Consider the following 22,070-nt stretch of genomic DNA (forward strand, 5'->3'; position numbering starts at 1 on the left):
TTCTGCACAATGCAGCGATGTCGGCTAGCCGTACGAAAGCCTGGAAAGGGTATTACGAAGAACAAAGAACTCGGGGGTTCAGCACCACTCAGGCGCTAGTGATGCTGGCTCGCAAGCTTGCTCGGGTGGTATTCGCCTTGCTGAAAGGGCAAAGCGAATATCAGCCAAAAGCCAGTTGAGGACTTTCCCTCAACCATAGAATCTCCCACAGTTGACCGCGTTCCAATGTGGGAGCGAGCCTGCTCGCGATGGCGTCCGCACGGTCAACACAAATGCCGGAAACGACAAAGGCCACCCGAAGGTGGCCTTTGTTTGGTGAAGCGTCAGCCAAGCGCGAGGCTTACTTGACAGCCCAACCAGTCAGCTCGGCCAGGGCCTTGCCGATGTCTGCCAGCGAACGCACGGTTTTAACGCCTGCGTCTTGCAGAGCAGCGAATTTCTCGTCTGCAGTACCTTTGCCGCCAGAGATGATTGCGCCAGCATGGCCCATGCGCTTGCCCGGAGGAGCAGTCACACCAGCGATGTAGGAAACAACCGGCTTGGTCACGTGTGCCTTGATGTAGGCAGCCGCTTCTTCTTCAGCCGAACCGCCGATCTCACCGATCATTACGATCGCTTCGGTCTTCGGGTCTTCCTGGAACAGCTTCAGGATGTCGATGAAGTTCGAACCCGGGATCGGGTCACCACCGATGCCGACGCAAGTCGACTGACCGAAACCGGCGTCAGTAGTCTGCTTCACAGCTTCGTAGGTCAGGGTGCCGGAACGGGAAACGATACCGACCTTGCCTGGCAAGTGAATGTGACCTGGCATGATGCCGATCTTGCATTCGCCTGGGGTGATCACGCCTGGGCAGTTAGGGCCGATCAGGACTACGCCCAGCTCGTCGCACTTAACTTTAGCGTCCAGCATGTCCAGGGTAGGAATGCCTTCGGTGATGCACACGATCAGCTTGATGCCGCCGAAGGCAGCTTCCAGGATCGAGTCTTTGCAGAAAGGAGCCGGAACGTAGATCACGCTGGCGGTGGCGCCAGTGGCAGCTACAGCGTCTTTCACGGTGTTGAACACTGGCAGGCCCAGGTGCTCGGTGCCGCCTTTGCCTGGAGTTACACCACCCACCATCTTGGTGCCGTACTCGATGGCTTGCTGGGTGTGGAAACTACCTTGCGAACCGGTAATGCCCTGGCAGATAACTTTGGTGTCTTTATTGATCAGGACGCTCATTATTTGCCCTCCGCAGCTTTGACAACTTGTTGAGCAGCGTCGGTCAGGCTGGTAGCAGCGATGATGTTCAAACCGCTTTCTGCCAGTACTTTAGCGCCCAGCTCAGCGTTGTTGCCTTCAAGGCGAACAACAACCGGGATTTTCACGCCGACTTCTTTCACCGCGCCGATGATGCCTTCGGCAATCATGTCGCAACGAACGATGCCGCCGAAGATGTTGACCAATACTGCAGCGACGTTAGTGTCGGACAGGATGATCTTGAACGCTTCGGTAACGCGTTCCTTGGTAGCACCGCCGCCCACGTCGAGGAAGTTGGCTGGCTTGCCGCCATGCAGGTTGACGATGTCCATGGTACCCATGGCCAGGCCGGCACCGTTGACCATGCAACCGATGTTGCCTTCCAGCGCTACGTAGTTCAGTTCGAACTTGGCAGCGTGCGCTTCGCGCGGATCGTCCTGCGACGGATCGTGGAAAGTCTTCAGCTTAGGCTGACGGTACATGGCGTTGGCGTCGATGTTGATCTTGGCATCGAGGCAGTGCAGATCGCCGTCAGCCTTGATCACCAGCGGGTTCACTTCCAGCAGGGCCAGGTCGTGATCCTTGAACAGTTTGGCCAGACCTACGAAGATCTTGGCGAACTGGGCAACTTGCTTGCCTTCCAGACCCAACTGGAATGCCAGCTCGCGACCCTGGAATGGCTGAGCGCCAACCAGTGGATCGATAGTGGCCTTCAGAATTTTTTCTGGAGTGTCGTGAGCGATTTTCTCGATGTCCACGCCACCTTCGGTGGAAGCCATGAACACGATACGACGGCTCGAACGGTCCACGACAGCGCCCAGGTACAGCTCTTTAGCGATATCAGTGCACGATTCAACCAGGATCTTGGTGACTGGCTGGCCATTGGCGTCAGTCTGGTAAGTCACCAGACGCTTGCCCAGCCACTGCTGTGCGAATGCCTTGGCGTCTTCTTTGCTGCGAACCAGCTTTACGCCGCCCGCTTTACCGCGACCACCGGCGTGGACCTGGGCTTTGACAACCCACTCGCTGCCGCCGATTTTGTCGCAAGCTTCTGCTGCTGCTTCCGGGGTGTCTACCGCGTAACCGGTGGAAACTGGCAGGCCGTATTCAGCGAACAGCTGCTTACCCTGATACTCGTGAAGATTCATGCTTATTACCGTCTTCGTTAGGTACTGCGCATTCGGTGCTGCACTCATTCAAGTGCCGCACCACCTGTGACTGCTGCTTGCATAGCCTTTCCGGATACCCGGTGCAGCTATGCAAGACTGCGTCCAGCGGATATTCCGCGGTGAGTCTTGCATGCAAGGCTCACGACGGGCCAAACCGCCGTGGTTTCTTATTATCTCTTTCGGACATGTGAAAACTGCTGCGCTAGGAAACACTGCGTTAAAAACAGGTTCGAAATGCTCATTGACTGACGTCAACTCCGCTTCCTCACCTGTTTTTGCCTTGTCTTTCCGTCGCTCGCTACGTTTTCACATAGCCCTTAACGCTTCTTGCGGTTGGCGATGTGAATGGCGCCGCCATTCACAGCCAAAGCAGCTTCGTGCAAGGCTTCAGACAGGGTCGGATGGGAGAAAACCATCATGCCCAGGTCTTCAGCGCTGGTGCCGAATTCCATACCGATCGCGCCCTGCTGAACCAGTTCGGCAGCGCTTGGGCCAATCACGTGGACGCCCAGAACGCGGTCTGTCTTGGCATCTGCGATGACCTTGACGAAACCACCGGTGTCGTTGGCAGCCATGGCACGGCCAGAGGCTGCGAACGGGAAGGTGCCGACGTTAACTTCAACGCCTTCAGCTTTCAAGGCCTGCTCGGTTTTACCAACCCACGCGATTTCCGGGTGAGTATAAATAACCGAAGGGATCAAATCATAGTTCATCTGGGCCTTGTGGCCCTTGATGCGCTCGACAACCATGATGCCCTCTTCCGAGGCCTTGTGCGCCAGCATCATGCCGCGAACCACGTCACCGATGGCGTAAACGCCCGGTACGGTGGTGGCGCAGTGATCGTCAACGTGCACGAAACCGCGCTCGTCCAGGGTCACGCCGCAGTCGGCAGCCAACAGATCAGTGGTCACCGGACGGCGACCAACGGCTACGATCAGCTTGTCGAAAGTGATGTTCTGTTCGCCCTTGGCATCGGTGTAGTTCACCACGACTTCGTCGCCGTTCACTTTGGAACCGGTGACGCGAGCGCCCAGCTTGATGTCCAGGCCCTGTTTGGTCAGGGTTTTCAGCGCTTCCTTGGAAACAGCGGTGTCCGCTGCCATCAGGAAGGTGTCCAGGGCTTCCAGGACAGTCACTTCCGCGCCCAGACGCGACCAGACCGAACCCAGTTCCAGACCGATCACGCCAGCGCCGATCACGCCCAGACGCTTAGGCACGGTCTGGAATTCCAGGGCGCCAGTCGAATCAACGATCACATTCTGGTCGACCGGAGCCGGTGGAATGTCGATCGGACGCGAACCTGGAGCCAGGATCACGTTCTCGGCCTGGATGATTTCTACCGAGCCGTCTGGCTTGGTGACTTCAACTTGCTTGCCGGCCAGCAGCTTGCCGTGACCTTCAATGGAAGTCACACCGTTGGCTTTGAACAGGGTCGCAACGCCAGAGGTCAGGCCTTTGACGATGGTGGCCTTGCGGCCGACCATTGCCGGCACGTCCATGGTCACGCCAGCGTGGTTGATACCGTGGATCGCGAAGCCTTCTTTGGCTTCCTTGTACTTCCAGGAGCTGTCCAGCAGCGCCTTGGATGGAATGCAGCCGACGTTCAGGCAAGTACCGCCCAGAGCCAGTTTGCCTTCCTTGTCGGTGTACTTCTCGATGCAGGCTGTCGAAAGACCAAGCTGGGCAGCCTTGATGGCAGCCACGTAACCGCCAGGGCCCGCGCCGATCACTACTACGTCAAATTTCTGCGACATTGAAAAAAATCCTCTTTAGCGAAAAGCTTCAAGCCGCGAGCGGCAAGCCAGGTCGCGGGTTTTCCGCAGCCTGGGCTTGCAGCTCATGGCTGCTTCTATCAGATATCCAGCAACAGACGAGCCGGATCTTCCAGCAGGTTCTTGATGGTCACCAGGAAGGTCACAGCTTCTTTGCCATCGATCAGACGGTGATCGTAGGACAGTGCCAGGTACATCATCGGACGGATAACGACCTGACCGTTGATGGCCATAGGACGCTGGATGATGTTGTGCATGCCCAGGATGGCGGCTTGTGGCGGGTTGACGATCGGGGTCGACATCATCGAACCGAAAGTACCACCGTTGGTGATGGTGAAAGTACCACCGGTCATTTCGTCCATCGACAGTTTGCCGTCGCGGGCTTTCTTGCCGAAGGTGGCGATGCCGCCTTCGATTTCAGCCAGGCTCATCAGTTCGGCGTTACGCAAAACCGGTACAACCAGGCCGCGATCACTGGAAACTGCAACGCCGACGTCAGCGTAGCCGTGGTAAACGATGTCACCGCCGTCGATCGACGCGTTGACAGCCGGGAAGCGTTTCAGCGCTTCGGTGGCCGCTTTCACGAAGAACGACATGAAGCCCAGGCGCACGCCGTTGTGGGACTTCTCGAACAGATCCTTGTACTTCGAACGCAGGGCCATGACTTCGGTCATGTCGACTTCGTTGAAAGTGGTCAGCATCGCCATGTTCGACTGAGCTTCAACCAGACGCTTGGCCACGGTGGCACGAACGCGGGTCATCGGTACACGCTTCTCGATGCGATCGCCGGCGGCGAACACAGGAGCAGCGGCAGCCGGAGCAGCAGCCTTGGCAGGCGCGGCAGCAGGAGCGGCTTTCTTGGCTTCGACAGCGGCAACCACGTCTTCCTTGGTTACACGACCATCTTTGCCGGTGCCCTTGACGGAAGCCAGGTTGATGCCGTTTTCTTCGGCCAGCTTGCGAGCAGCCGGAGCGGCGATGGCGTCTTCGTCAGCGCCGGCAGCTGGAGCGGCAGCGGCAGCGGCCGGAGCAGCAGCGGCAGCCGGAGCGGCAGCAGCAGCGCCGCCTTCAACGATGGAGCCCAGGACTTCGTCGGACAGAACGGTGTCGCCTTCGTTCTTGACGATAGCGCCCAGCACGCCGTCAGCGGTAGCCAGCACTTCCAGCACGACTTTGTCGGTTTCGATGTCGACGATCAGTTCGTCGCGCTTGACCGCGTCGCCCGGTTGTTTGTGCCAGGTGGCAACGGTGCCATCGGCAACCGATTCCGGGAAAGTGGGGGCTTTGATCTCGATAGCCATTGTCTGTGGTTCCTTAAATTCGGTTTCAGGTGCGCGAAGGCGTTAAACAGTAAAGGCGTCTTGCAGCAGTTTTTCCTGCTGTTCGGCGTGCATCGATGCGTAACCGCATGCTGGTGCAGCAGAAGCCTCACGGCCCGCGTACTCGAGTACGAGAGACTTGTTGAGGTTGCTGATGCTGCGACGCATGTGGTGTTGGCTGCAGTACCATGCACCCTGGTTCATCGGCTCTTCCTGACACCAGACGGCAGCTTTGACGTTGGTGTAAGGCGCCAGGACTTCCTTCAAGTCGTCCTCAGGGAATGGGTACAGCTGCTCGATACGCACGACAGCGATGTCGTCACGACCTTCGGCACGGCGTTTTTCCAGCAGGTCGTAGTAGACCTTGCCGCTACACAGAACAACGCGCTCGACCTTTTTCGGGTCTTGGGCATCGATTTCCGGGATGACGGTCTGGAACGAACCTTCGGCCAGATCTTCCAGCGTCGAGATGGCCAGCTTGTGGCGCAGCAGCGACTTTGGAGTCAGAACGATCAACGGCTTGCGCAGCGGGCGAATCACCTGACGACGCAGCAAATGATAGATCTGTGCCGGCGTAGTCGGCACGGCTACCTGAATGTTGTGCTCGGCGCACAGCTGCAGGTAACGCTCCAGACGCGCCGAGGAGTGCTCCGGCCCCTGACCTTCGTAACCGTGCGGCAGCAACATGGTCAGACCGCACAGACGGCCCCACTTGTGCTCGCCACTGGTGATGAACTGGTCGATAACCACCTGGGCACCGTTGGCGAAGTCGCCGAACTGGGCTTCCCAGATCACCAGCGCATCAGGCGTGGTGGTCGAGTAACCGTATTCGAACGCCAGTACGGCTTCTTCGGACAGGAACGAATCGTACAGGTCGAAACGTGGCTGGCCGTTGTACAGGTTCTGCAGCGGGATGTAGGTGCCCGCGTCTTTCTGGTTGTGCAAGACAGCATGACGGTGCGAGAACGTACCGCGGCCGATGTCCTGGCCGGTCATGCGGATCGGGTGACCTTCGAACGCCAGGGTCGCGTACGCCATGGTTTCGGCGTAGCCCCAGTTGATCGGCAGGCCGCCGGCTTGCATCTTCTGACGGTCTTCGTAGATCTTCGCGACCTGGCGCTGAACCACGAAGCCTTCCGGAATTTCCAGCAGCTTGGCGGACAGTTCCTGCAAGGTCTTGAGGTCGAAGCGAGTGTCGTGACGCGCGGTCCAGGCGTGGCCCAGATACGGACGCCAATCCACGAACAACTCTTTGTTCGGCTCTTTGACCAGGCTCTTCACCACGTGCAGACCGTTGTCCAGTGCGTTGCGGTATTCGTCGACTTTCGCCTGAACACGCTCTGCGTCCAGCACACCGCCCTGGGTCAGACGATCGGCATACAGCTCACGGGTGGTGCGCTGTTTGGTGATCTGCTGATACATGATCGGCTGGGTGCCGCTTGGCTCGTCGGCCTCGTTGTGGCCGCGACGACGGTAGCAGACCAGGTCGATCACCACGTCACGCTTGAACTGCATGCGGTAGTCGATGGCCAGCTGGGTCACGAACAATACGGCTTCCGGATCATCGCCATTCACATGAAGGATCGGCGCCTGGATCATTTTCGCAACGTCGGTCGCGTACTCGGTGGAACGCGAGTCCAGCGGGTTGCTGATGGTGAACCCGACCTGGTTGTTGATCACGATGTGCACGGTACCGCCGGTCTTGAAACCGCGGGTCTGCGACATCTGGAAGGTTTCCATGACCACGCCCTGACCTGCGAACGCAGCGTCACCGTGGATGGAGATCGGCAGAACCTTCTCGCCGGTCGGATCGTTACGACGGTCCTGACGGGCGCGAACCGAACCCTCGACCACCGGGGAAACGATTTCCAGGTGGGACGGGTTGAACGCCATGGCCAGGTGAACTTCACCGCCGGTGGTCATCACGTTGGACGAGAAGCCCTGGTGGTATTTAACGTCACCGGAACCCAGCTCGACCTTCTTCTTGCCTTCGAACTCGTCGAACAACTCGCGCGGGTTCTTGCCGAAGGTGTTGACCAGCACGTTCAGACGGCCACGGTGGGCCATGCCGATGACGATTTCCTTGGTGCCGTAGGAACCGGAACGCTGGATCAGCTCGTCGAGCATCGGAATCAGACTTTCGCCGCCTTCCAGACCGAAACGCTTGGTACCCGGGTATTTGGTGCCCAGGTATTTTTCCAGGCCTTCGCCGGCGGTCACGCGCTCAAGCAGGTGGCTCTTGATGTCGGCGGAGTACGTCGGACGACCGCGCACGCTTTCCAGACGCTGCTGGAACCACTGGCGCTGCTCGGAATCGGTGATGTGCGTGAATTCAGCGCCGATGGTGCGGCAATATGTCTGCTGCAACGCTTCGTGAATTTCGCGTAGGCTCGCTTCCTCTTTGCCGATGAACAGGTCGCCGGCACGGAAGGTCGTATCAAGATCGGCATTGGTCAAGCCGTAATGATTGATCGACAGGTCTGCAGGTGCAGGACGCTGCCACAGCCCCAGCGGGTCAAGCTGGGCTGCCTGGTGGCCACGCATACGGTAGGCCTGGATCAATCGCAGCACTTCAACTTGCTTCTTCTCGTGCTCACTGCTCACGCTGCCGGCGGAAACCGGTTGGGCGCGGCGCTGGTTCTTTGCCAGCAAGACGAAATGATCGCGAATTGTGGAGTGCGAAACATCGGTGGCAGAGTTGCCGTCAGCAGGCAACTTCTGGAAGTAGGTGCGCCACTCTTCTGGCACAGCGTTAGGGTCGTGCAGGTAGAGCTCGTAAAGCTCTTCCACATAGGCAGCGTTACTACCGGATAGGTAGGCACTGTTCCACATGCGCTGCATCACGCTTTCTTGCATGCTTGGTCACCCTCGGTTAGGGGAACACCATCGGTGTCGACACCGAGCAAACTTGCAGAAGTCCGAATGCAGCGACCAAAACAAGCCACTAGGATCACACTGATAGTCCGGGTACCAGCCCGGATGCCCCTGCTTGTCTCATTTCTTCAAAATAAGAGCCGCAGCCTTTTAAGCTGCTGCTCAGGTTAAAGCTACGGCGCCGGTTGAAGCCTGCGCCGTAGCGTCTACGGGTACAGCGGGTACAGCAGCTGAATCACACGCCGCTTGAGAGCAACATGTTACGGATGTGACCGATGGCCTTAGTCGGGTTCAGGCCTTTCGGACATACGCTGACGCAGTTCATGATCCCGCGGCAGCGGAATACGCTGAACGGGTCATCCAGCGAAGCCAGACGCTCGGACGTCTTGGTATCACGGCTGTCTGCCAGGAAGCGGTACGCTTGCAGCAGGGCAGCCGGACCCAGGAACTTGTCCGGGTTCCACCAGAAGGACGGGCAGGAAGTCGAGCAGCAAGCGCACAGGATGCACTCGTACAGACCGTCCAGCTTTTCACGCTCTTCAGGGGACTGCAGACGCTCGATGGCCGGAGCCGGCGTGTCGTTCTGCAGGTATGGCTTAACCTTTTCGTATTGCTTGTAGAAGATGCTCATATCGACGACCAGGTCACGGATAACCGGCAAACCTGGCAGAGGACGAACGATCAACTTGTTACCTTTTACGACAGCAGACAGCGGCGTGACGCACGCCAGGCCGTTTTTGCCGTTGATGTTCATGCCGTCGGAACCGCAAACACCTTCACGGCAAGAGCGACGATAGGAGAAACCCTCGTCCTGCTCTTTGATCAGGGCCAGCACGTCCAGCACCATCAGGTCTTTACCACCGGTATCAACCTGGAATTCCTGCATGAACGGCGCGGCGTCCTGATCAGGGTTGTAACGATAAACGCTGACTTGCAACATGGCGGCCACCCTTAATAAGTCCGAATCTTAGGTTCAAAAGTCGGAACAGTCTTCGGCGAGAAGTTCACGGCACGCTTGGTCACGCGCTTGTCACCCGGGAAGTACAGGGTGTGGCACAGCCAGTTTTCGTCGTCACGGTCTTCGAAGTCTTCACGGGCGTGAGCACCACGGGACTCTTTACGTACTTCTGCAGCGATGGCGGTGGCTTCGGCCACTTCCAGCAGGTTCTGCAGTTCCAGCGCTTCGATACGCGCAGTGTTGAACGCCTGCGACTTATCGTTGATCTTCACGTTGGCGATGCGCTTGCGCAGGTCAGCCAGCTGGGCAATACCCTTCTGCATGTATTCGCCGGTACGGAATACACCGAAGTAGTTCTGCATGCAGTTTTGCAGCTCGCGACGCAGGGTAGCCACGTCTTCGCCTTCGGTACGCTCGTTCAGAGCGGACAGACGCGCCAGGGCAGCCTGGATGTCGGCGTCGGTGGCGTCGTCGTATTCGATACCGTCGGTCAGCGCCTTTTCCAGGTGCAGGCCGGCAGCGCGGCCGAATACCACCAGGTCGAGCAGCGAGTTGCCGCCCAGACGGTTGGCACCGTGAACCGATACGCAAGCCACTTCGCCTACTGCGAACAGGCCCGGGATGATGGCATCGACGCCATCAGCGTCCTGGGTGATCGCCTGACCGTGAATGTTGGTGGCAACGCCGCCCATCATATAGTGGCAGGTCGGAACAACCGGAACCGGAGCAACAACCGGGTCAACGTGTGCGAAAGTCTTGGACAGTTCGCAGATGCCTGGCAGACGGCTGTGCAGCACTTCCTCGCCCAAGTGGTCGAGTTTGAGCATCACGTGGTCGCCGTTCGGACCGCAACCGTTACCGGCGATGATTTCCTTAACCATCGAACGGGCAACAACGTCACGACCGGCAAGGTCTTTGGCGTTCGGAGCATAACGCTCCATGAAACGCTCGCCGTGCTTGTTGATCAGGTATCCACCTTCACCACGGCAACCTTCTGTAACCAGTACACCGGCGCCGGCGATACCGGTCGGGTGGAACTGCCACATTTCGATGTCTTGCACCGGAACGCCGGCACGCAGCGCCATGCCAACGCCGTCACCGGTGTTGATCAGGGCGTTGGTGGTCGAAGCGTAGATACGACCTGCACCGCCGGTAGCCAGTACGGTGGCCTTCGCACGGATGTAGGTGGTTTCGCCGGTTTCGATGCAGATGGCGATCACGCCGACGAACTCGCCTTCGCCGTTCTTCACCAGATCGACAGCGTAGTACTCGTTCAGGAACACGGTACCGGCTTTCAGGTTGCCCTGATAAAGGGTGTGCAGCAGTGCGTGACCGGTACGGTCGGACGCAGCGCAAGTACGCGCAGCCTGGCCGCCTTTACCGTAGTCCTTGGACTGACCGCCGAATGGACGCTGGTAGATACGACCTTGCTCGGTACGCGAGAATGGCATCCCCATGTGGTCCAGCTCGTAAACGGCAGCCGGGCCTTCCTGACACATGTATTCGATAGCGTCCTGGTCACCGATGTAGTCGGAACCCTTGACGGTATCGTACATGTGCCAGCGCCAGTCATCGTTCGGGTCAGCGGACGCGATCGCGCAGGTGATGCCGCCCTGGGCGGACACAGTGTGCGAACGGGTCGGGAAAACCTTGGTGATCACGGCAGTCTTGTGACCGCCCTGTGCCAGTTGCAGCGCTGCGCGCATGCCGGCACCGCCACCACCAATAATGATGGCGTCGAAAGAAATCGTTGGAATGTTAGCCATGACTCAGATACCCCAGAGAATCTGCACGCCCCAGACGAAGTAAGCGAACATCGCAACGCCGCATACTGCCTGGAAAAGGAAACGTATAGCCGTTGCGGACTTGCCGAACGCCATTGGCGTCAGGTAGTCGGTCGCGATGGTCCACATGCCGACCCAGGCGTGAGCGCCGAGGGCAACGAGGGCCAGGAGGCTGAAGATACGCATTCCGTTGTGGGCGAACAGTTCATGCCACTGGGCGTAGTCGAGGCCAGGGTTGGCCACGATGTATCCGATCAGGAAGATGAAGTAAGCCGCGAGAACGACCGCAGACACACGTTGCGCCATCCAGTCATAGAGGCCCGAACGCGACAGGTTCGTGACGTTAGTTACCATATCCAAACTCCTGCCAGAACGATTACCACCACGGAAACGGCGATAACGATTTTCGAGCCCAGCTTGCCGCCTTCCAGCGTCTCACCGATGCCCATGTCCATGATCAAATGGCGCACACCGGCTACCAGGTGATAAAGCAGAGCGGACAGGATGCCCCATGTCACTAGCTTGGCTAGCGGACTGGTCAGACACGCTTTCACCTGACCGAAGCCTTCCTCGGAACTCAGCGACTTGTCCAATGCATAAAGCATGATGGCAAGGCACACGAAGAGGATGACACCGGAAATTCGGTGAAGGATGGACGTGTAAGCAGTGACTGGGAGTTTGATGGTCCTTAGGTCTAGGTTTACAGGTCGTTGGCTTTTCACGGCTTTTTTTTCACACTGAAGAGCCCCTAACAATCAGGGCAAAGTTGTTGGGGAGTGCACTGGTCAGGTAACCACCACCCAGGGATGCGACCCCCAATGAAAGCAAGCCCAAAAGCCCTTGGCGGTCGGTGGCCGAGTATAGACAGTTAGGCTACTAATGACAACGCAAACACCTAACCCAAACAGCTGATTGCGCAACTGGCATAAAAGGCGTAAATGGCAGCCAATTTCGAGAAAAAAGTCCGGTTAAAGCCTTCTGGAGCAAGACTTTAGGCAAATTGACATTCGAATTTATCTCACTATAGTGGTGCGGGCCCTGCGTGGGGGGTCTGTCTGATGATTTCAAGCATAAATAGGAGGCCACATGGCTGACAAAAAAGCGCAGTTGATCATCGAGGGCGCAGCCCCCGTCGAGCTGCCCATTTTAACCGGCACCGTTGGTCCCGATGTTATCGATGTTCGGGGCCTGACGGCCACGGGCCGTTTCACCTTTGACCCAGGCTTCATGTCGACCGCCTCGTGCGAGTCGAAGATCACCTATATCGACGGCGACAACGGCATTCTGCTGCACCGCGGCTACCCGATCGAACAGCTGGCTGAAAAGTCGGACTACCTGGAAACCTGCTATCTGCTGCTCAACGGCGAACTGCCGACCGCAGAACAGAAGGCCCAGTTCGTCGGCACCGTGAAGAACCACACCATGGTTCACGAGCAGCTGAAGACCTTCTTCAACGGCTTCCGTCGTGACGCCCACCCGATGGCCGTCATGTGCGGCGTAGTCGGTGCCCTCTCGGCGTTCTACCACGACTCCCTGGACATCAATAACCCGCAGCATCGCGAAATCTCCGCGATCCGTCTGGTTGCCAAGATGCCGACCCTGGCCGCGATGGTTTACAAGTACTCCATGGGCCAACCCATGATGTACCCGCGCAACGACCTGTCGTACGCGGAAAACTTCCTGCACATGATGTTCAACACCCCGTGCGAGATCAAACCGATCAGCCCGGTACTCGCCAAGGCCATGGACCGGATCTTCATCCTCCACGCCGACCACGAGCAGAACGCTTCGACCTCCACCGTACGCCTGGCCGGCTCTTCGGGTGCCAACCCGTTCGCCTGTATCGCCGCCGGTATCGCTGCACTGTGGGGCCCTGCCCACGGCGGTGCCAACGAAGCCGTACTGACCATGCTCGATGAAATCGGCGATGTTTCGAACATCGACAAGTTCATCGCCAAGGCCAAGGACAAGAACGATCCGTTCAAGCTGATGGGCTTCGGTCACCGCGTTTACAAAAACCGCGACCCGCGCGCCACGGTAATGAAGCAGACCTGCGACGAAGTGTTGAAGGAACTGGGCATCCAGAACGATCCGCAACTCGAACTGGCCATGCGCCTGGAAGAGATCGCCCTGACCGATCCGTACTTCATCGAACGCTCGTTGTACCCGAACGTCGACTTCTACTCGGGGATCATCCTCAAGGCGATCGGCATCCCGACCAGCATGTTCACCGTGATCTTCGCCCTGGCGCGGACCGTCGGCTGGATCTCCCACTGGAAGGAAATGCTCTCCAGCCCGTACAAGATTGGCCGTCCGCGCCAGTTGTACACCGGCTACGAGTCGCGTGATATCACCAAGCTGGAAGACCGCAAGTAAGCGCTGTCTTGCTGTAGGGTGTTGAGTTGTACCGGGAACGGCCTCTGCTTTTTATATAAAGAGCAGGAGGCCGTTTTTGTTTGTGCGCTTTGTCGCGATTGGCTCTTTGGTCGGGTACATATCCGCTTTTTCTGTAACGACCTCTTAGGGTTCCGCCCTTACGGCGGGTCACTTTGGAAAAGCCCCAAAGTAACCAAAGGGCTCTTGCCCCTGACATTCGGTGCCTCGCTGTGGCTCGGCATGCCCTCGCTCCGGTCCTGCTCCGTGGGCCCGCCGCCATCGGCCATCCATGGCCGGCGGCGGCTAACCCGGCATCCATGCCGGGTTGCCCACTGCGCAGAACCTGCGCTCGGCCTCACGGGCGTGCACCGCAACAGCAACCGAGGCGGCCTACCGGCCGGCCTGTTTGCGGGGTGCGTTCGTCCGGGAGGTGCCTGGTGACTGCCAGGCTGCTATCGCGAGCAAGCTCGCTCCTACAGGGAACGCGTTCAATTGCGAATAGTTCGGCCTGCCAGCCAATACGCTAATCCACTGTAGGAGCGAGCCTGCTCGCGAAAAACGTCTGGACAACACCTTCAATCAGGCAGCACGCGTTATCGTTGACGTCCATCGCGAGCGAGCTCGCTCCTACAGTAAATCTGTACATCCACGAAATTCAGGTCGATCACCGCCCAATAAAAAATGCCCCGATCTCTCGACCAGGGCATTTCCATTCAACACAACTTAAACAGTCAAACCCAAACGCTTAGTGCGAAACAGCACCACTTGCACCCAGGCCAGTCTGCGAACGCACAAACTGCGGGAAGAACAACGCCCGCTCATTGTCAGCCGCAGTCGACTTGTCGGTAACCGAGAAGAACCAGATCCCGACAAAGGCAATCATCATCGAAAACAGCGCCGGGTACTCATACGGGAAGATGGCCTTCTCGTGATGCAGGATCTGCACCCAGATGGTCGGACCAAGCACCATCAGGCCCACGGCACTGACCAGCCCCATCCAGCCGCCGATCATCGCACCGCGGGTGGTCAGCTTTTTCCAGTACATGGAAAGCAGCAGCACCGGGAAGTTGCAGCTCGCCGCGATGGAGAACGCCAGGCCCACCATGAACGCAATGTTCTGGCTCTCGAACAGGATACCCAGACCAATGGCCAGCACCGCCAAGGCGATGGTGGTGATTTTCGAGACGCGAATCTCGTCCTTCTCGTTGGCCTTGCCCTTCTTGATCACGCTGGCGTACAGGTCGTGGGACACCGCCGAAGCACCGGCCAGGGTCAGACCGGCAACCACTGCCAGAATGGTCGCGAACGCCACCGCCGAGATGAAGCCCAGGAAGATACTGCCGCCCACCGCGTTGGCCAGGTGCACCGCCGCCATGTTGTTACCGCCCAGCAAGGCGCCGGCAGCGTCTTTAAAGGCCGGGTTGGTGCTGACCAGCAGGATCGCGCCGAAGCCGATGATGAAGGTCAGGATGTAGAAGTAACCAATGAAGCCGGTTGCGTACAGCACGCTTTTGCGAGCTTCCTTCGCGTCACTCACGGTGAAGAAGCGCATCAGGATGTGCGGCAGGCCAGCGGTACCGAACATCAGCGCCAGACCGAGGGAAAACGCCGAGACCGGATCCTTCACCAGGCCACCAGGGCTCATGATCGCTTCAGCTTTCGGGTGAACCTTGATCGCCTCGGAGAACAGCATGTTGAAGTCGAAGTTGACGTGCTTCATCACCATCAGCGCCATGAAGGAAGCACCGGACAGCAACAGCACAGCCTTGATGATCTGCACCCAGGTGGTCGCCAGCATGCCGCCGAACAACACGTACAGGCACATCAGGATACCGACCAGGATCACCGCGACGTGGTAATCGAGACCGAACAGCAACTGGATCAGCTTGCCGGCTCCGACCATTTGCGCGATCAGGTAGAACGCCACCACCACCAGCGAACCGCAAGCAGACAGCGAGCGGATCTGGGTTTGCCCCAGGCGATAGGACGCCACGTCGGCAAAGGTGTATTTACCCAGGTTACGCAGGCGTTCGGCGATCAGGAACAGAATGATCGGCCAGCCCACCAGGAAGCCGATCGAGTAGATCAGGCCGTCGTAGCCGGAGGTGAACACCAGCGCGGAAATACCCAGGAAGGACGCTGCCGACATGTAGTCACCGGCAATCGCCAGACCGTTCTGGAAACCGGTGATCTTGCCGCCGGCGGCGTAGTAGTCGGCCGCCGAATTGTTGCGCTTGGAAGCCCAGTAGGTGATGCACAGGGTGGCACCGACGAAGGCGACGAACATCACGATCGCCGACACGTTAAGCGGTTGCTTCTGCACGGCACCGGTCAGGGCGTCAGCCGCCCAGGCACCAGGTGCGAAAGCTGCGATGCTCAAAAGAGCCATTAGACGGCGGATCATTGCTGAGCCTCCTTGAGAATCGCATTGTTCAGGTCGTCGAACTCGCCGTTGGCGCGTCGTACGTAGACACCGGTCAGGATGAAGGCCGAGACAATCAGCCCGACACCGATCGGTATGCCCCAGGTAATCGAAGACTCAGGGCTGATTTTCGCCCCCAGCACCTGCGGCCCGTAGGCAATCAGAAGGATGAATCCGGAGTAAAGCCCTAGCATGACCGCCGAAAGAATCCAGGCGAATCGTTCCCTCTTGCTAACCAGCTCCTTGAAGCGCGGGCTGTTTTGAATCGAGAGGTAAATGCTGTCGTTCATTGTTTTTATCCTCGCAGCACAGATTTAGTTGGAACGGTATCCACTCTATGCGGCTGCGGGGCAGGTTCCAGACGACCTTAGTCTTAGAACCCCATGACGGATTCGCCAAACTCCAGCATGTACAAATAAATGTAGGAGCGAGCCTGCTCGCGATAGCGTCGTGTCAGGCGACTTCTCAGTCAACTGACAGACTGCTATCGCGAGCAGGCTCGCTCCTACAGGGTACAGCGAGGTTCCTTGTTACTTGGTCCAGGCAGCCACACGCTCAGGGTTTTTGGCGACCCAATCCTTCGCCGCGGCTTCAGGCTTGGCACCATCCTGAATCGCCAGCATCACCTGGCCGATTTCATCCTTGGATTCCCACTGGAAGTTCTTCAGGAACTTGGCCACTTCCGGCGCCTTGGCTTCCAGGCCCTTGCTGCCGATGCTGTTCACGGTTTCAGCCGCGCCGTACACGCCTTTCGGGTCTTCGAGGAAGCGCAGTTTCCACTTGGCGAACATCCAGTGCGGTACCCAGCCGGTCACGGCGATGGATTCATTCTTCTTCTCGGCACGGGTCAGCTCGGCGATCATGCCGGCGCCGGAACTGGCCTTGAGTTGATAGCCGGTCAGGTCATAGTCCTTGATTGCCTGATCGGTCTTGAGCATCACGCCTGAACCGGCGTCGATGCCGACGATGCGGTTCTTGAAGGTGTCGTCGGTTTTCAGGTCCTCGATGGACTTGGCTTTAACGTACTCCGGCACGATCAGACCGATTTTCGCATCCTTGAAGTTCGGGCCGTAGTCGACGACCTGATCCTTGTTCTTCGTCCAGTAGTCACCGTGGGTCACTGGCAGCCAGGCCGACAGCATGGCGTCGAGTTTACCTGTGGCCACGCCCTGCCACATGATCCCGGTGGCAACGGCTTGCAACTTCACGTCATAACCGAGTTTCTGCCTGATCACTTCAGCCGCCACGTTGGTCGTGGCGACACTGTCCGACCAGCCGTCGACATAACCGATAGTCACTTCCTTGCTGGCGGCACTGGCCACGGTAGAACTGATCGCCAGCACCAAAGCGGCACCTGCGCCCAAGAGTCGTCGCATCTTCATCGTTACTTCCCCGAAAGTGCTGCGCTCGACGGATGCCGAGTCGCTTAAACGTATTGTTATGGTGCACAGCGCCCCCATCACGCCCTTCACGCCCACCGCAAACTCGTTCGAACATCAGCGGAGTACTGACACTTGCGATAATCAACCTGACGCTCATGGCGACCTGCTCTGCCAGCGACCTCAAGGCATCGAGAAACGACATCAGAAAGCCATTAACCCTCAGCGCTACAAACACCCCTGCCAATCCGCCCGAACTTTGCATGACAAAATCATGCAGGCCACCAAGCACGCGACAAATGCAGGTAACATGCGCCGCTTTGTTCCCACACGGCCTGACCATGTCCGCGACTTCCCGTTTCCCTTTTGCTGCTTATCTATTCGCCTGCCTGCTCGGGCTGTTTGCCCTTGGCGGCTTCTGGTACGGCCTCGGCAAACCGGTAATTTTGCCGGACGTCGCCAGCGCAACGCACAAGTTGCAATGCGCCTCATACACCCCATTCGATAAAGACCAATCGCCGTTCGACGTGCCTTTCAACTTGCGCCCCGAGCGTATGGATGCCGACCTCGCACTGCTGTCCAAAAGCTTCGAATGCATCCGCACCTATTCCATGACCGGCCTTGAAGCCCTGCCGGACCTTGCGCGCAAGCATGGCTTGAAGCTGATGATCGGCGCCTGGGTCAACAGCAACCCGGTGGACACCGAGAAAGAAGTCGACCTTCTGATCGCCTCGGCCAACGCCAACCCGGATGTGGTGAGCGCAGTGATCGTCGGCAACGAAACCCTGCTGCGCAAGGAAGTCACCGGCGCGCAATTGGCGAAGCTGATCAACAAGGTCAAGAGCCAGGTCAAACAGCCTGTCACCTACGCCGACGTCTGGGAGTTCTGGCTCAAGCATCCGGAAATCGCCCCCGCCGTGGATTTCCTGACCATTCACCTGCTGCCGTACTGGGAAGATGATCCGTCGAACATCGACGCAGCCCTGCAACATGTGGCCGACGTACGCCAGGTGTTCGGCAACAAATTCGCGCCCAAGGATGTGCTGATCGGCGAAACCGGCTGGCCAAGCGAAGGTCGCCAGCGCGAAACGGCCCTGCCGAGCCGGGTCAACGAAGCCAGATTCATTCGCGGCTTTGTCGCCATGGCCGAGCAACAGGGTTGGCACTACAACTTGATCGAAGCCTTCGACCAGCCCTGGAAACGCGCCAGTGAAGGTGCGGTCGGTGGTTATTGGGGGCTGTTCGATGCCGATCGCCAGGACAAGGGCGTGCTGGCGGGGCCCGTGACAAACGTACCGTACTGGTCGCAGTGGCTCGCGGTGGGTGGCTTGATCTTCATCGGCACGTTGCTGCTCGGTGGCCGGGTCCGCACGACGCGTTCGGCACTGGTGCTGCCCCTGCTCGGTGCGCTGGCGGCGTGCTCGATTGGCGCCTGGGGCGACCTGGCACGAGTGACCACCCGTTTTACCAGTGAATGGCTATGGGTCGGATTGCTGACCGCTCTGAATCTGCTGGTGCTGGCCCATGCCGCACTGATATTGAGCCCTCGCAGCGGTTGGCGTGGCCGGGCTTTCAACCTGCTGGAACGCCGTGCTGGCTGGCTGGTTGCAACGACAGGGTTCGCGGCAGCGGTGATGATGCTGGAACTGGTGCTCGATCCGCGCTACCGCAGTTTCCCGAGTGTCGCGTTCATCGTGCCTGCGCTGGTGTATCTGTGCCGCCCGGTTAACGTGCCGCGCCGCGAGATTGCGTTGCTGACCTTCATCATCGGTGCCGGCATTGCGCCGCAGTTGTTCGTTGAAGGCCTGCAGAACCAGCAGGCCTTGGGCTGGGCGCTGGTGAGCGGGTTGATGGTGGCTGCACTATGGCGCTGTTTGCGCGTTCGCAATGCTTAACTCTCTAGCGACTTAGCCGGCCCCATCGCGAGCAGGCTCGCTCCCACATTTGATCTTTGTCGCACGCAAATTTTGTGTTCACTGAAGATCTACTGTGGGAGCCTGCTCGCGATGACGGACTATCAGGCGCTACGAGACTTCCTGACCAACCGCAACCCCGCAATCACCACCGCAAACACCGCCAGCGTCGTGTTGTACAAAGCCAGCGCCGGAAAACCGAACACCAGCGCCAGCACCGCGAGCCACCAGCCTGCCCTCCCTGGCACGACAAAGCCGATGATCGCCGCGCCCAGTGCAGACCAACCCAGCACCCCGAAATGAATCATCAGCCCCAGGTTCGAACGCACCTGGCATTCCCAACGACTCGCTTCATCCGCGCAAATGCCGACCCACTGCGCATCCTCCATGAAGCCATAACGCGCGCCATAACTGGCGGCCAGCCATACAGGCAGCAAAACAAGCAGCAGGATCACGGGCAGGCGGCGGGACATGTAACACTCCAATTGGCGAAAAACGGCGGCCAGCTTAATCGCACAAGAGCGTTTCGCAAGCGATAACAACTGTTAACTGGTCATTCAATCGCTGCAAAGTGTATCGTCCAGCTACTATTACTTCGAAATAAAGCCTGTTTGGTGCCGAGGCTTGGCACTTTGGCGCAAATCCGGTGGTCATAGCCTGCGAAATTCATTTGGCACCTTCTTCTAAGGGATTTAGTCATGCTCCGTTCCTTGCGCTTCGCTGCCCTGTTTGGCGGCCTTATATTGAGTGCGTCCGCACTGGCGGTCGACATTGACGCCGCCAGTTACGGCTACCCCCTGACCAATCCGTTCGAGGCGACCATCGCGACCACGCCGCCGGACCTGCGTCCGGAGTTACCCCTGGACGACGATATCGATCAGGAAGTGCGCAGCGTCACCTTGCGTCCGGAACGGGCGTTCGAATTGCCGGACAATTTCTGGGCGGTCAAGAAACTCGACTACCGCATTGCCACACAGGATCACGCCGCACCGCTGATTTTCCTGATCGCCGGCACCGGTGCGCGCTATGACAGCACCCTGAACGAATACCTGAAGAAGCTCTACTACAAAGCCGGCTACCACGTGGTGCAGTTGTCATCGCCCACCAGCTACGACTTCATGAGTGCCGCATCACGCTTCGCCACCCCGGGTGTTTCCAAGGAAGACGCCGAAGACCTGTACCGGGTAATGCAGGCCGTACGGGCACAGAACCCGAAAATGCCGGTCACCGATTACTACCTGACCGGGTACAGCCTGGGTGCACTGGATGCCGCTTTCGTCTCGCACCTGGACGAAACCCGCCGCAGCTTCAACTTCAAGAAAGTCCTGCTGCTCAACCCGCCGGTCAACCTCTACACCTCGATCACCAACCTCGACAAGCTGGTCCAGACCGAGGTCAAGGGCATCAACACCAGCACCACATTCTATGAGCTGGTACTGGACAAGCTGACCCGCTACTTCCAGCAGAAGGGCTACATCGACCTCAATGACGCCCTGCTCTACGACTTCCAGCAGTCCAAGCAGCACCTGAGCAACGAGCAGATGGCCATGCTGATCGGCACCTCGTTCCGCTTTTCGGCGGCCGACATTGCCTTCACTTCGGACCTGGTCAACCGTCGCGGCCTGATCACCCCACCCAAGTTCCCAATCACCGAGGGCACCAGCCTCACGCCATTCCTCAAGCGTGCGCTGCAATGCGACTTCGACTGCTACATCACCGAGCAAGTGATCCCGATGTGGCGCGCCCGCACCGACGGCGGCAGCCTGCTGCAACTGATTGACCAGGTGAGCCTGTATGCGCTGAAGGACTATCTGCACGAAAGCCCGAAAATCGCCGTCATGCACAACGCCGACGACGTGATCCTCGGACCTGGTGACCTGGGTTTCCTGCGCCGGACCTTCGGCGATCGCCTGACCGTTTACCCGCTGGGCGGCCATTGCGGCAACATTAACTACCGCGTCAACAGCGACGCCATGCTGGAGTTCTTCCGTGGCTAAATACCTCCTGCTTTTGGCAGCGTTACTCTGTGCAGGCGTCGCCAATGCCGACAACAGCAAAGCCAATGCCCCCGTGGTCGTCGACAGCGATGGCTTCAAGGAGCCGCTGAGCAAACTCAAATTCAACCCGGGCCTGGATCAGCGCGAGTTCGAGCGTTCGACGCTCAATGCGCTGGCCGTCTACGATCCGCTGGAGGAGTGGAACCGGCGCGTCTATCACTTCAACTACCGCTTCGACCAATGGGTGTTCCTGCCGGTGGTCAATGGTTACCGCTACGTCACCCCGAGCTTCCTGCGTACCGGTGTCAGCAACTTCTTCAACAACCTCGGCGATGTGCCGAACCTGATGAACAGCCTGCTGCAGCTCAAGGGTCAGCGCTCCCTGGAAACCACTGGGCGACTGCTGCTCAACACCACCATCGGCATCGCCGGCCTGTGGGACCCGGCCACCGCCATGGGTCTGCCGCGCCAGAGCGAAGACTTCGGCCAGACTTTAGGCTTCTACGGTGTGCCGGGCGGCGCTTATTTCGTCCTGCCGATCCTCGGTCCGTCGAATCTGCGTGATACCGGTGGCCTGCTGGTGGACTACTCGGCCGAGAATGCGATCAACTTCCTCAACGTGGCCGAAGTCAGCTCCAACCATCCGGAAATCTTGATCCTGCGCGCCATCGACAAGCGCCACCAGACCAGCTTCCGCTATGGCCAGATGAACTCGCCATTCGAATACGAGAAAGTGCGCTACGTGTACACCGAAGCGCGCAAGTTGCAGGTCGCCGAGTAAATCAGACGATCGCAAATAACTGTAGGAGCGAGCTTGCTCGCGATGAGGTCGTGTCAGTCACCAACGAGGTTGTCTGACACTCCGTC

At 58.6% G+C, this 22,070-nt stretch carries 17 protein-coding genes and 1 pseudogene; 5 read left to right on the forward strand and 13 right to left on the reverse strand.

Features of this window, described 5'->3' with window-relative positions:
* Window positions 1–179 (forward strand): annotated as a pseudogene (locus tag BSF44_RS30695) (IS110 family transposase); the annotation flags it as partial.
* A gap of 161 nt (window positions 180–340) precedes the next feature.
* Here the strand turns inward: BSF44_RS30695 and sucD are convergent.
* From sucD to sdhC, 9 genes are all read right to left on the reverse strand, one after another.
* Complete coding sequence (gene sucD / locus BSF44_RS14130) at window positions 341–1,222, reverse strand: succinate--CoA ligase subunit alpha (protein WP_007919877.1); 882 nt, start codon at window positions 1,220–1,222, stop codon at window positions 341–343.
* Window positions 1,222–2,388: an ADP-forming succinate--CoA ligase subunit beta gene (gene sucC / locus BSF44_RS14135; protein ID WP_007919879.1), complete on the reverse strand. Its 1,167-nt coding sequence runs from the start codon at window positions 2,386–2,388 to the stop codon at window positions 1,222–1,224. Before sucC ends, sucD begins: the two co-directional genes overlap by 1 nt.
* 338 nt (window positions 2,389–2,726) lie before the next feature.
* Window positions 2,727–4,163, reverse strand: a complete 1,437-nt coding sequence (gene lpdA, locus BSF44_RS14140; RefSeq protein WP_095944017.1) for a dihydrolipoyl dehydrogenase — start codon at window positions 4,161–4,163, stop codon at window positions 2,727–2,729.
* A 98-nt stretch (window positions 4,164–4,261) separates the two neighbouring features.
* Window positions 4,262–5,482, reverse strand: a complete 1,221-nt coding sequence (odhB, locus tag BSF44_RS14145; RefSeq protein ID WP_007977514.1) for a 2-oxoglutarate dehydrogenase complex dihydrolipoyllysine-residue succinyltransferase — start codon at window positions 5,480–5,482, stop codon at window positions 4,262–4,264.
* A gap of 42 nt (window positions 5,483–5,524) precedes the next feature.
* Window positions 5,525–8,356 carry a 2-oxoglutarate dehydrogenase E1 component gene (locus BSF44_RS14150; RefSeq protein WP_095944018.1) on the reverse strand — a complete coding sequence of 944 codons (2,832 nt, stop codon included), beginning with the start codon at window positions 8,354–8,356 and terminating at the stop codon, window positions 5,525–5,527.
* Window positions 8,357–8,609: 253 nt separating this feature from the next.
* Entirely contained in the window at window positions 8,610–9,314 is a 705-nt protein-coding gene (locus BSF44_RS14155) for a succinate dehydrogenase iron-sulfur subunit (protein ID WP_095944019.1), read from the reverse strand.
* Window positions 9,315–9,325: 11 nt separating this feature from the next.
* Window positions 9,326–11,098 (reverse strand): succinate dehydrogenase flavoprotein subunit, encoded by a 1,773-nt coding sequence (gene sdhA / locus BSF44_RS14160; protein ID WP_095944020.1) that lies wholly within the window; start codon window positions 11,096–11,098, stop codon window positions 9,326–9,328.
* Between the two features lie 3 nt (window positions 11,099–11,101).
* A complete protein-coding gene (sdhD, locus tag BSF44_RS14165) occupies window positions 11,102–11,470 on the reverse strand; it encodes a succinate dehydrogenase, hydrophobic membrane anchor protein (RefSeq protein ID WP_056721678.1) in 369 nt (122 codons plus the stop codon).
* A complete protein-coding gene (gene sdhC, locus BSF44_RS14170) occupies window positions 11,464–11,838 on the reverse strand; it encodes a succinate dehydrogenase, cytochrome b556 subunit (protein WP_032829628.1) in 375 nt (124 codons plus the stop codon). The genes sdhD and sdhC overlap by 7 nt, the downstream gene beginning before the upstream one ends.
* Window positions 11,839–12,202: 364 nt before the next feature.
* On the opposite strand from sdhC, the gene gltA reads away from it, so the two are divergent.
* Window positions 12,203–13,492: a citrate synthase gene (gltA, locus tag BSF44_RS14175; protein WP_007959044.1), complete on the forward strand. Its 1,290-nt coding sequence runs from the start codon at window positions 12,203–12,205 to the stop codon at window positions 13,490–13,492.
* 745 nt (window positions 13,493–14,237) lie between these two features.
* On the opposite strand, the gene BSF44_RS14180 is transcribed toward gltA, so the two are convergent.
* From BSF44_RS14180 to BSF44_RS14190, 3 genes are all read right to left on the reverse strand, one after another.
* Entirely contained in the window at window positions 14,238–15,896 is a 1,659-nt protein-coding gene (locus BSF44_RS14180; RefSeq protein ID WP_095944021.1) for a cation acetate symporter, read from the reverse strand.
* Window positions 15,893–16,204 (reverse strand): DUF485 domain-containing protein, encoded by a 312-nt coding sequence (locus BSF44_RS14185; RefSeq protein ID WP_095944022.1) that lies wholly within the window; start codon window positions 16,202–16,204, stop codon window positions 15,893–15,895. The genes BSF44_RS14180 and BSF44_RS14185 overlap by 4 nt, the downstream gene beginning before the upstream one ends.
* Before the next feature lie 240 nt (window positions 16,205–16,444).
* Window positions 16,445–17,296: a glycine betaine ABC transporter substrate-binding protein gene (locus BSF44_RS14190; RefSeq protein ID WP_095944023.1), complete on the reverse strand. Its 852-nt coding sequence runs from the start codon at window positions 17,294–17,296 to the stop codon at window positions 16,445–16,447.
* Window positions 17,297–17,592: 296 nt separating this feature from the next.
* Between BSF44_RS14190 and BSF44_RS14200 the strand changes: the two genes are divergently transcribed.
* Window positions 17,593–19,188 (forward strand): beta (1-6) glucans synthase, encoded by a 1,596-nt coding sequence (locus BSF44_RS14200; protein WP_095944024.1) that lies wholly within the window; start codon window positions 17,593–17,595, stop codon window positions 19,186–19,188.
* Between the two features lie 122 nt (window positions 19,189–19,310).
* On the opposite strand, the gene BSF44_RS14205 is transcribed toward BSF44_RS14200, so the two are convergent.
* A complete protein-coding gene (locus BSF44_RS14205; RefSeq protein WP_095944025.1) occupies window positions 19,311–19,679 on the reverse strand; it encodes a hypothetical protein in 369 nt (122 codons plus the stop codon).
* A gap of 225 nt (window positions 19,680–19,904) precedes the next feature.
* Here BSF44_RS14205 and BSF44_RS14210 point away from each other — a divergent pair, with 225 nt between their 5' ends.
* Both BSF44_RS14210 and BSF44_RS14215 read left to right on the forward strand, forming a co-directional pair.
* Window positions 19,905–21,203, forward strand: coding sequence for a serine/threonine protein kinase (locus BSF44_RS14210; protein WP_095944026.1), 1,299 nt, complete (start codon window positions 19,905–19,907; stop codon window positions 21,201–21,203).
* Window positions 21,196–21,984, forward strand: a complete 789-nt coding sequence (locus BSF44_RS14215; RefSeq protein ID WP_095944027.1) for a VacJ family lipoprotein — start codon at window positions 21,196–21,198, stop codon at window positions 21,982–21,984. Before BSF44_RS14210 ends, BSF44_RS14215 begins: the two co-directional genes overlap by 8 nt.
* The last annotated feature ends 86 nt before the right edge of the window (window positions 21,985–22,070 follow it).

The organism is Pseudomonas sp. ACN8 (assembly GCF_002303925.1).
Lineage (GTDB): Bacteria > Pseudomonadota > Gammaproteobacteria > Pseudomonadales > Pseudomonadaceae > Aquipseudomonas.

Excerpts from the sequence above, each read along its gene's own strand:
- sucD (WP_007919877.1), bottom strand. The coding sequence starts at position 1,222 with ATGAGCGTCCTGATCAATAAAGACACCAAAGTTATCTGCCAGGGCATT.
- sucC (WP_007919879.1), bottom strand. The coding sequence starts at position 2,388 with ATGAATCTTCACGAGTATCAGGGTAAGCAGCTGTTCGCTGAATACGGC.
- lpdA (WP_095944017.1), bottom strand. The coding sequence starts at position 4,163 with ATGTCGCAGAAATTTGACGTAGTAGTGATCGGCGCGGGCCCTGGCGGT.
- odhB (WP_007977514.1), bottom strand. The coding sequence starts at position 5,482 with ATGGCTATCGAGATCAAAGCCCCCACTTTCCCGGAATCGGTTGCCGAT.
- BSF44_RS14150 (WP_095944018.1), bottom strand. The coding sequence starts at position 8,356 with ATGCAAGAAAGCGTGATGCAGCGCATGTGGAACAGTGCCTACCTATCC.
- BSF44_RS14155 (WP_095944019.1), bottom strand. The coding sequence starts at position 9,314 with ATGTTGCAAGTCAGCGTTTATCGTTACAACCCTGATCAGGACGCCGCG.
- sdhA (WP_095944020.1), bottom strand. The coding sequence starts at position 11,098 with ATGGCTAACATTCCAACGATTTCTTTCGACGCCATCATTATTGGTGGT.
- sdhD (WP_056721678.1), bottom strand. The coding sequence starts at position 11,470 with ATGGTAACTAACGTCACGAACCTGTCGCGTTCGGGCCTCTATGACTGG.
- gltA (WP_007959044.1), top strand. The coding sequence starts at position 12,203 with ATGGCTGACAAAAAAGCGCAGTTGATCATCGAGGGCGCAGCCCCCGTC.
- BSF44_RS14180 (WP_095944021.1), bottom strand. The coding sequence starts at position 15,896 with ATGATCCGCCGTCTAATGGCTCTTTTGAGCATCGCAGCTTTCGCACCT.
- BSF44_RS14185 (WP_095944022.1), bottom strand. The coding sequence starts at position 16,204 with ATGAACGACAGCATTTACCTCTCGATTCAAAACAGCCCGCGCTTCAAG.
- BSF44_RS14190 (WP_095944023.1), bottom strand. The coding sequence starts at position 17,296 with ATGAAGATGCGACGACTCTTGGGCGCAGGTGCCGCTTTGGTGCTGGCG.
- BSF44_RS14200 (WP_095944024.1), top strand. The coding sequence starts at position 17,593 with ATGCAGGTAACATGCGCCGCTTTGTTCCCACACGGCCTGACCATGTCC.
- BSF44_RS14205 (WP_095944025.1), bottom strand. The coding sequence starts at position 19,679 with ATGTCCCGCCGCCTGCCCGTGATCCTGCTGCTTGTTTTGCTGCCTGTA.
- BSF44_RS14210 (WP_095944026.1), top strand. The coding sequence starts at position 19,905 with ATGCTCCGTTCCTTGCGCTTCGCTGCCCTGTTTGGCGGCCTTATATTG.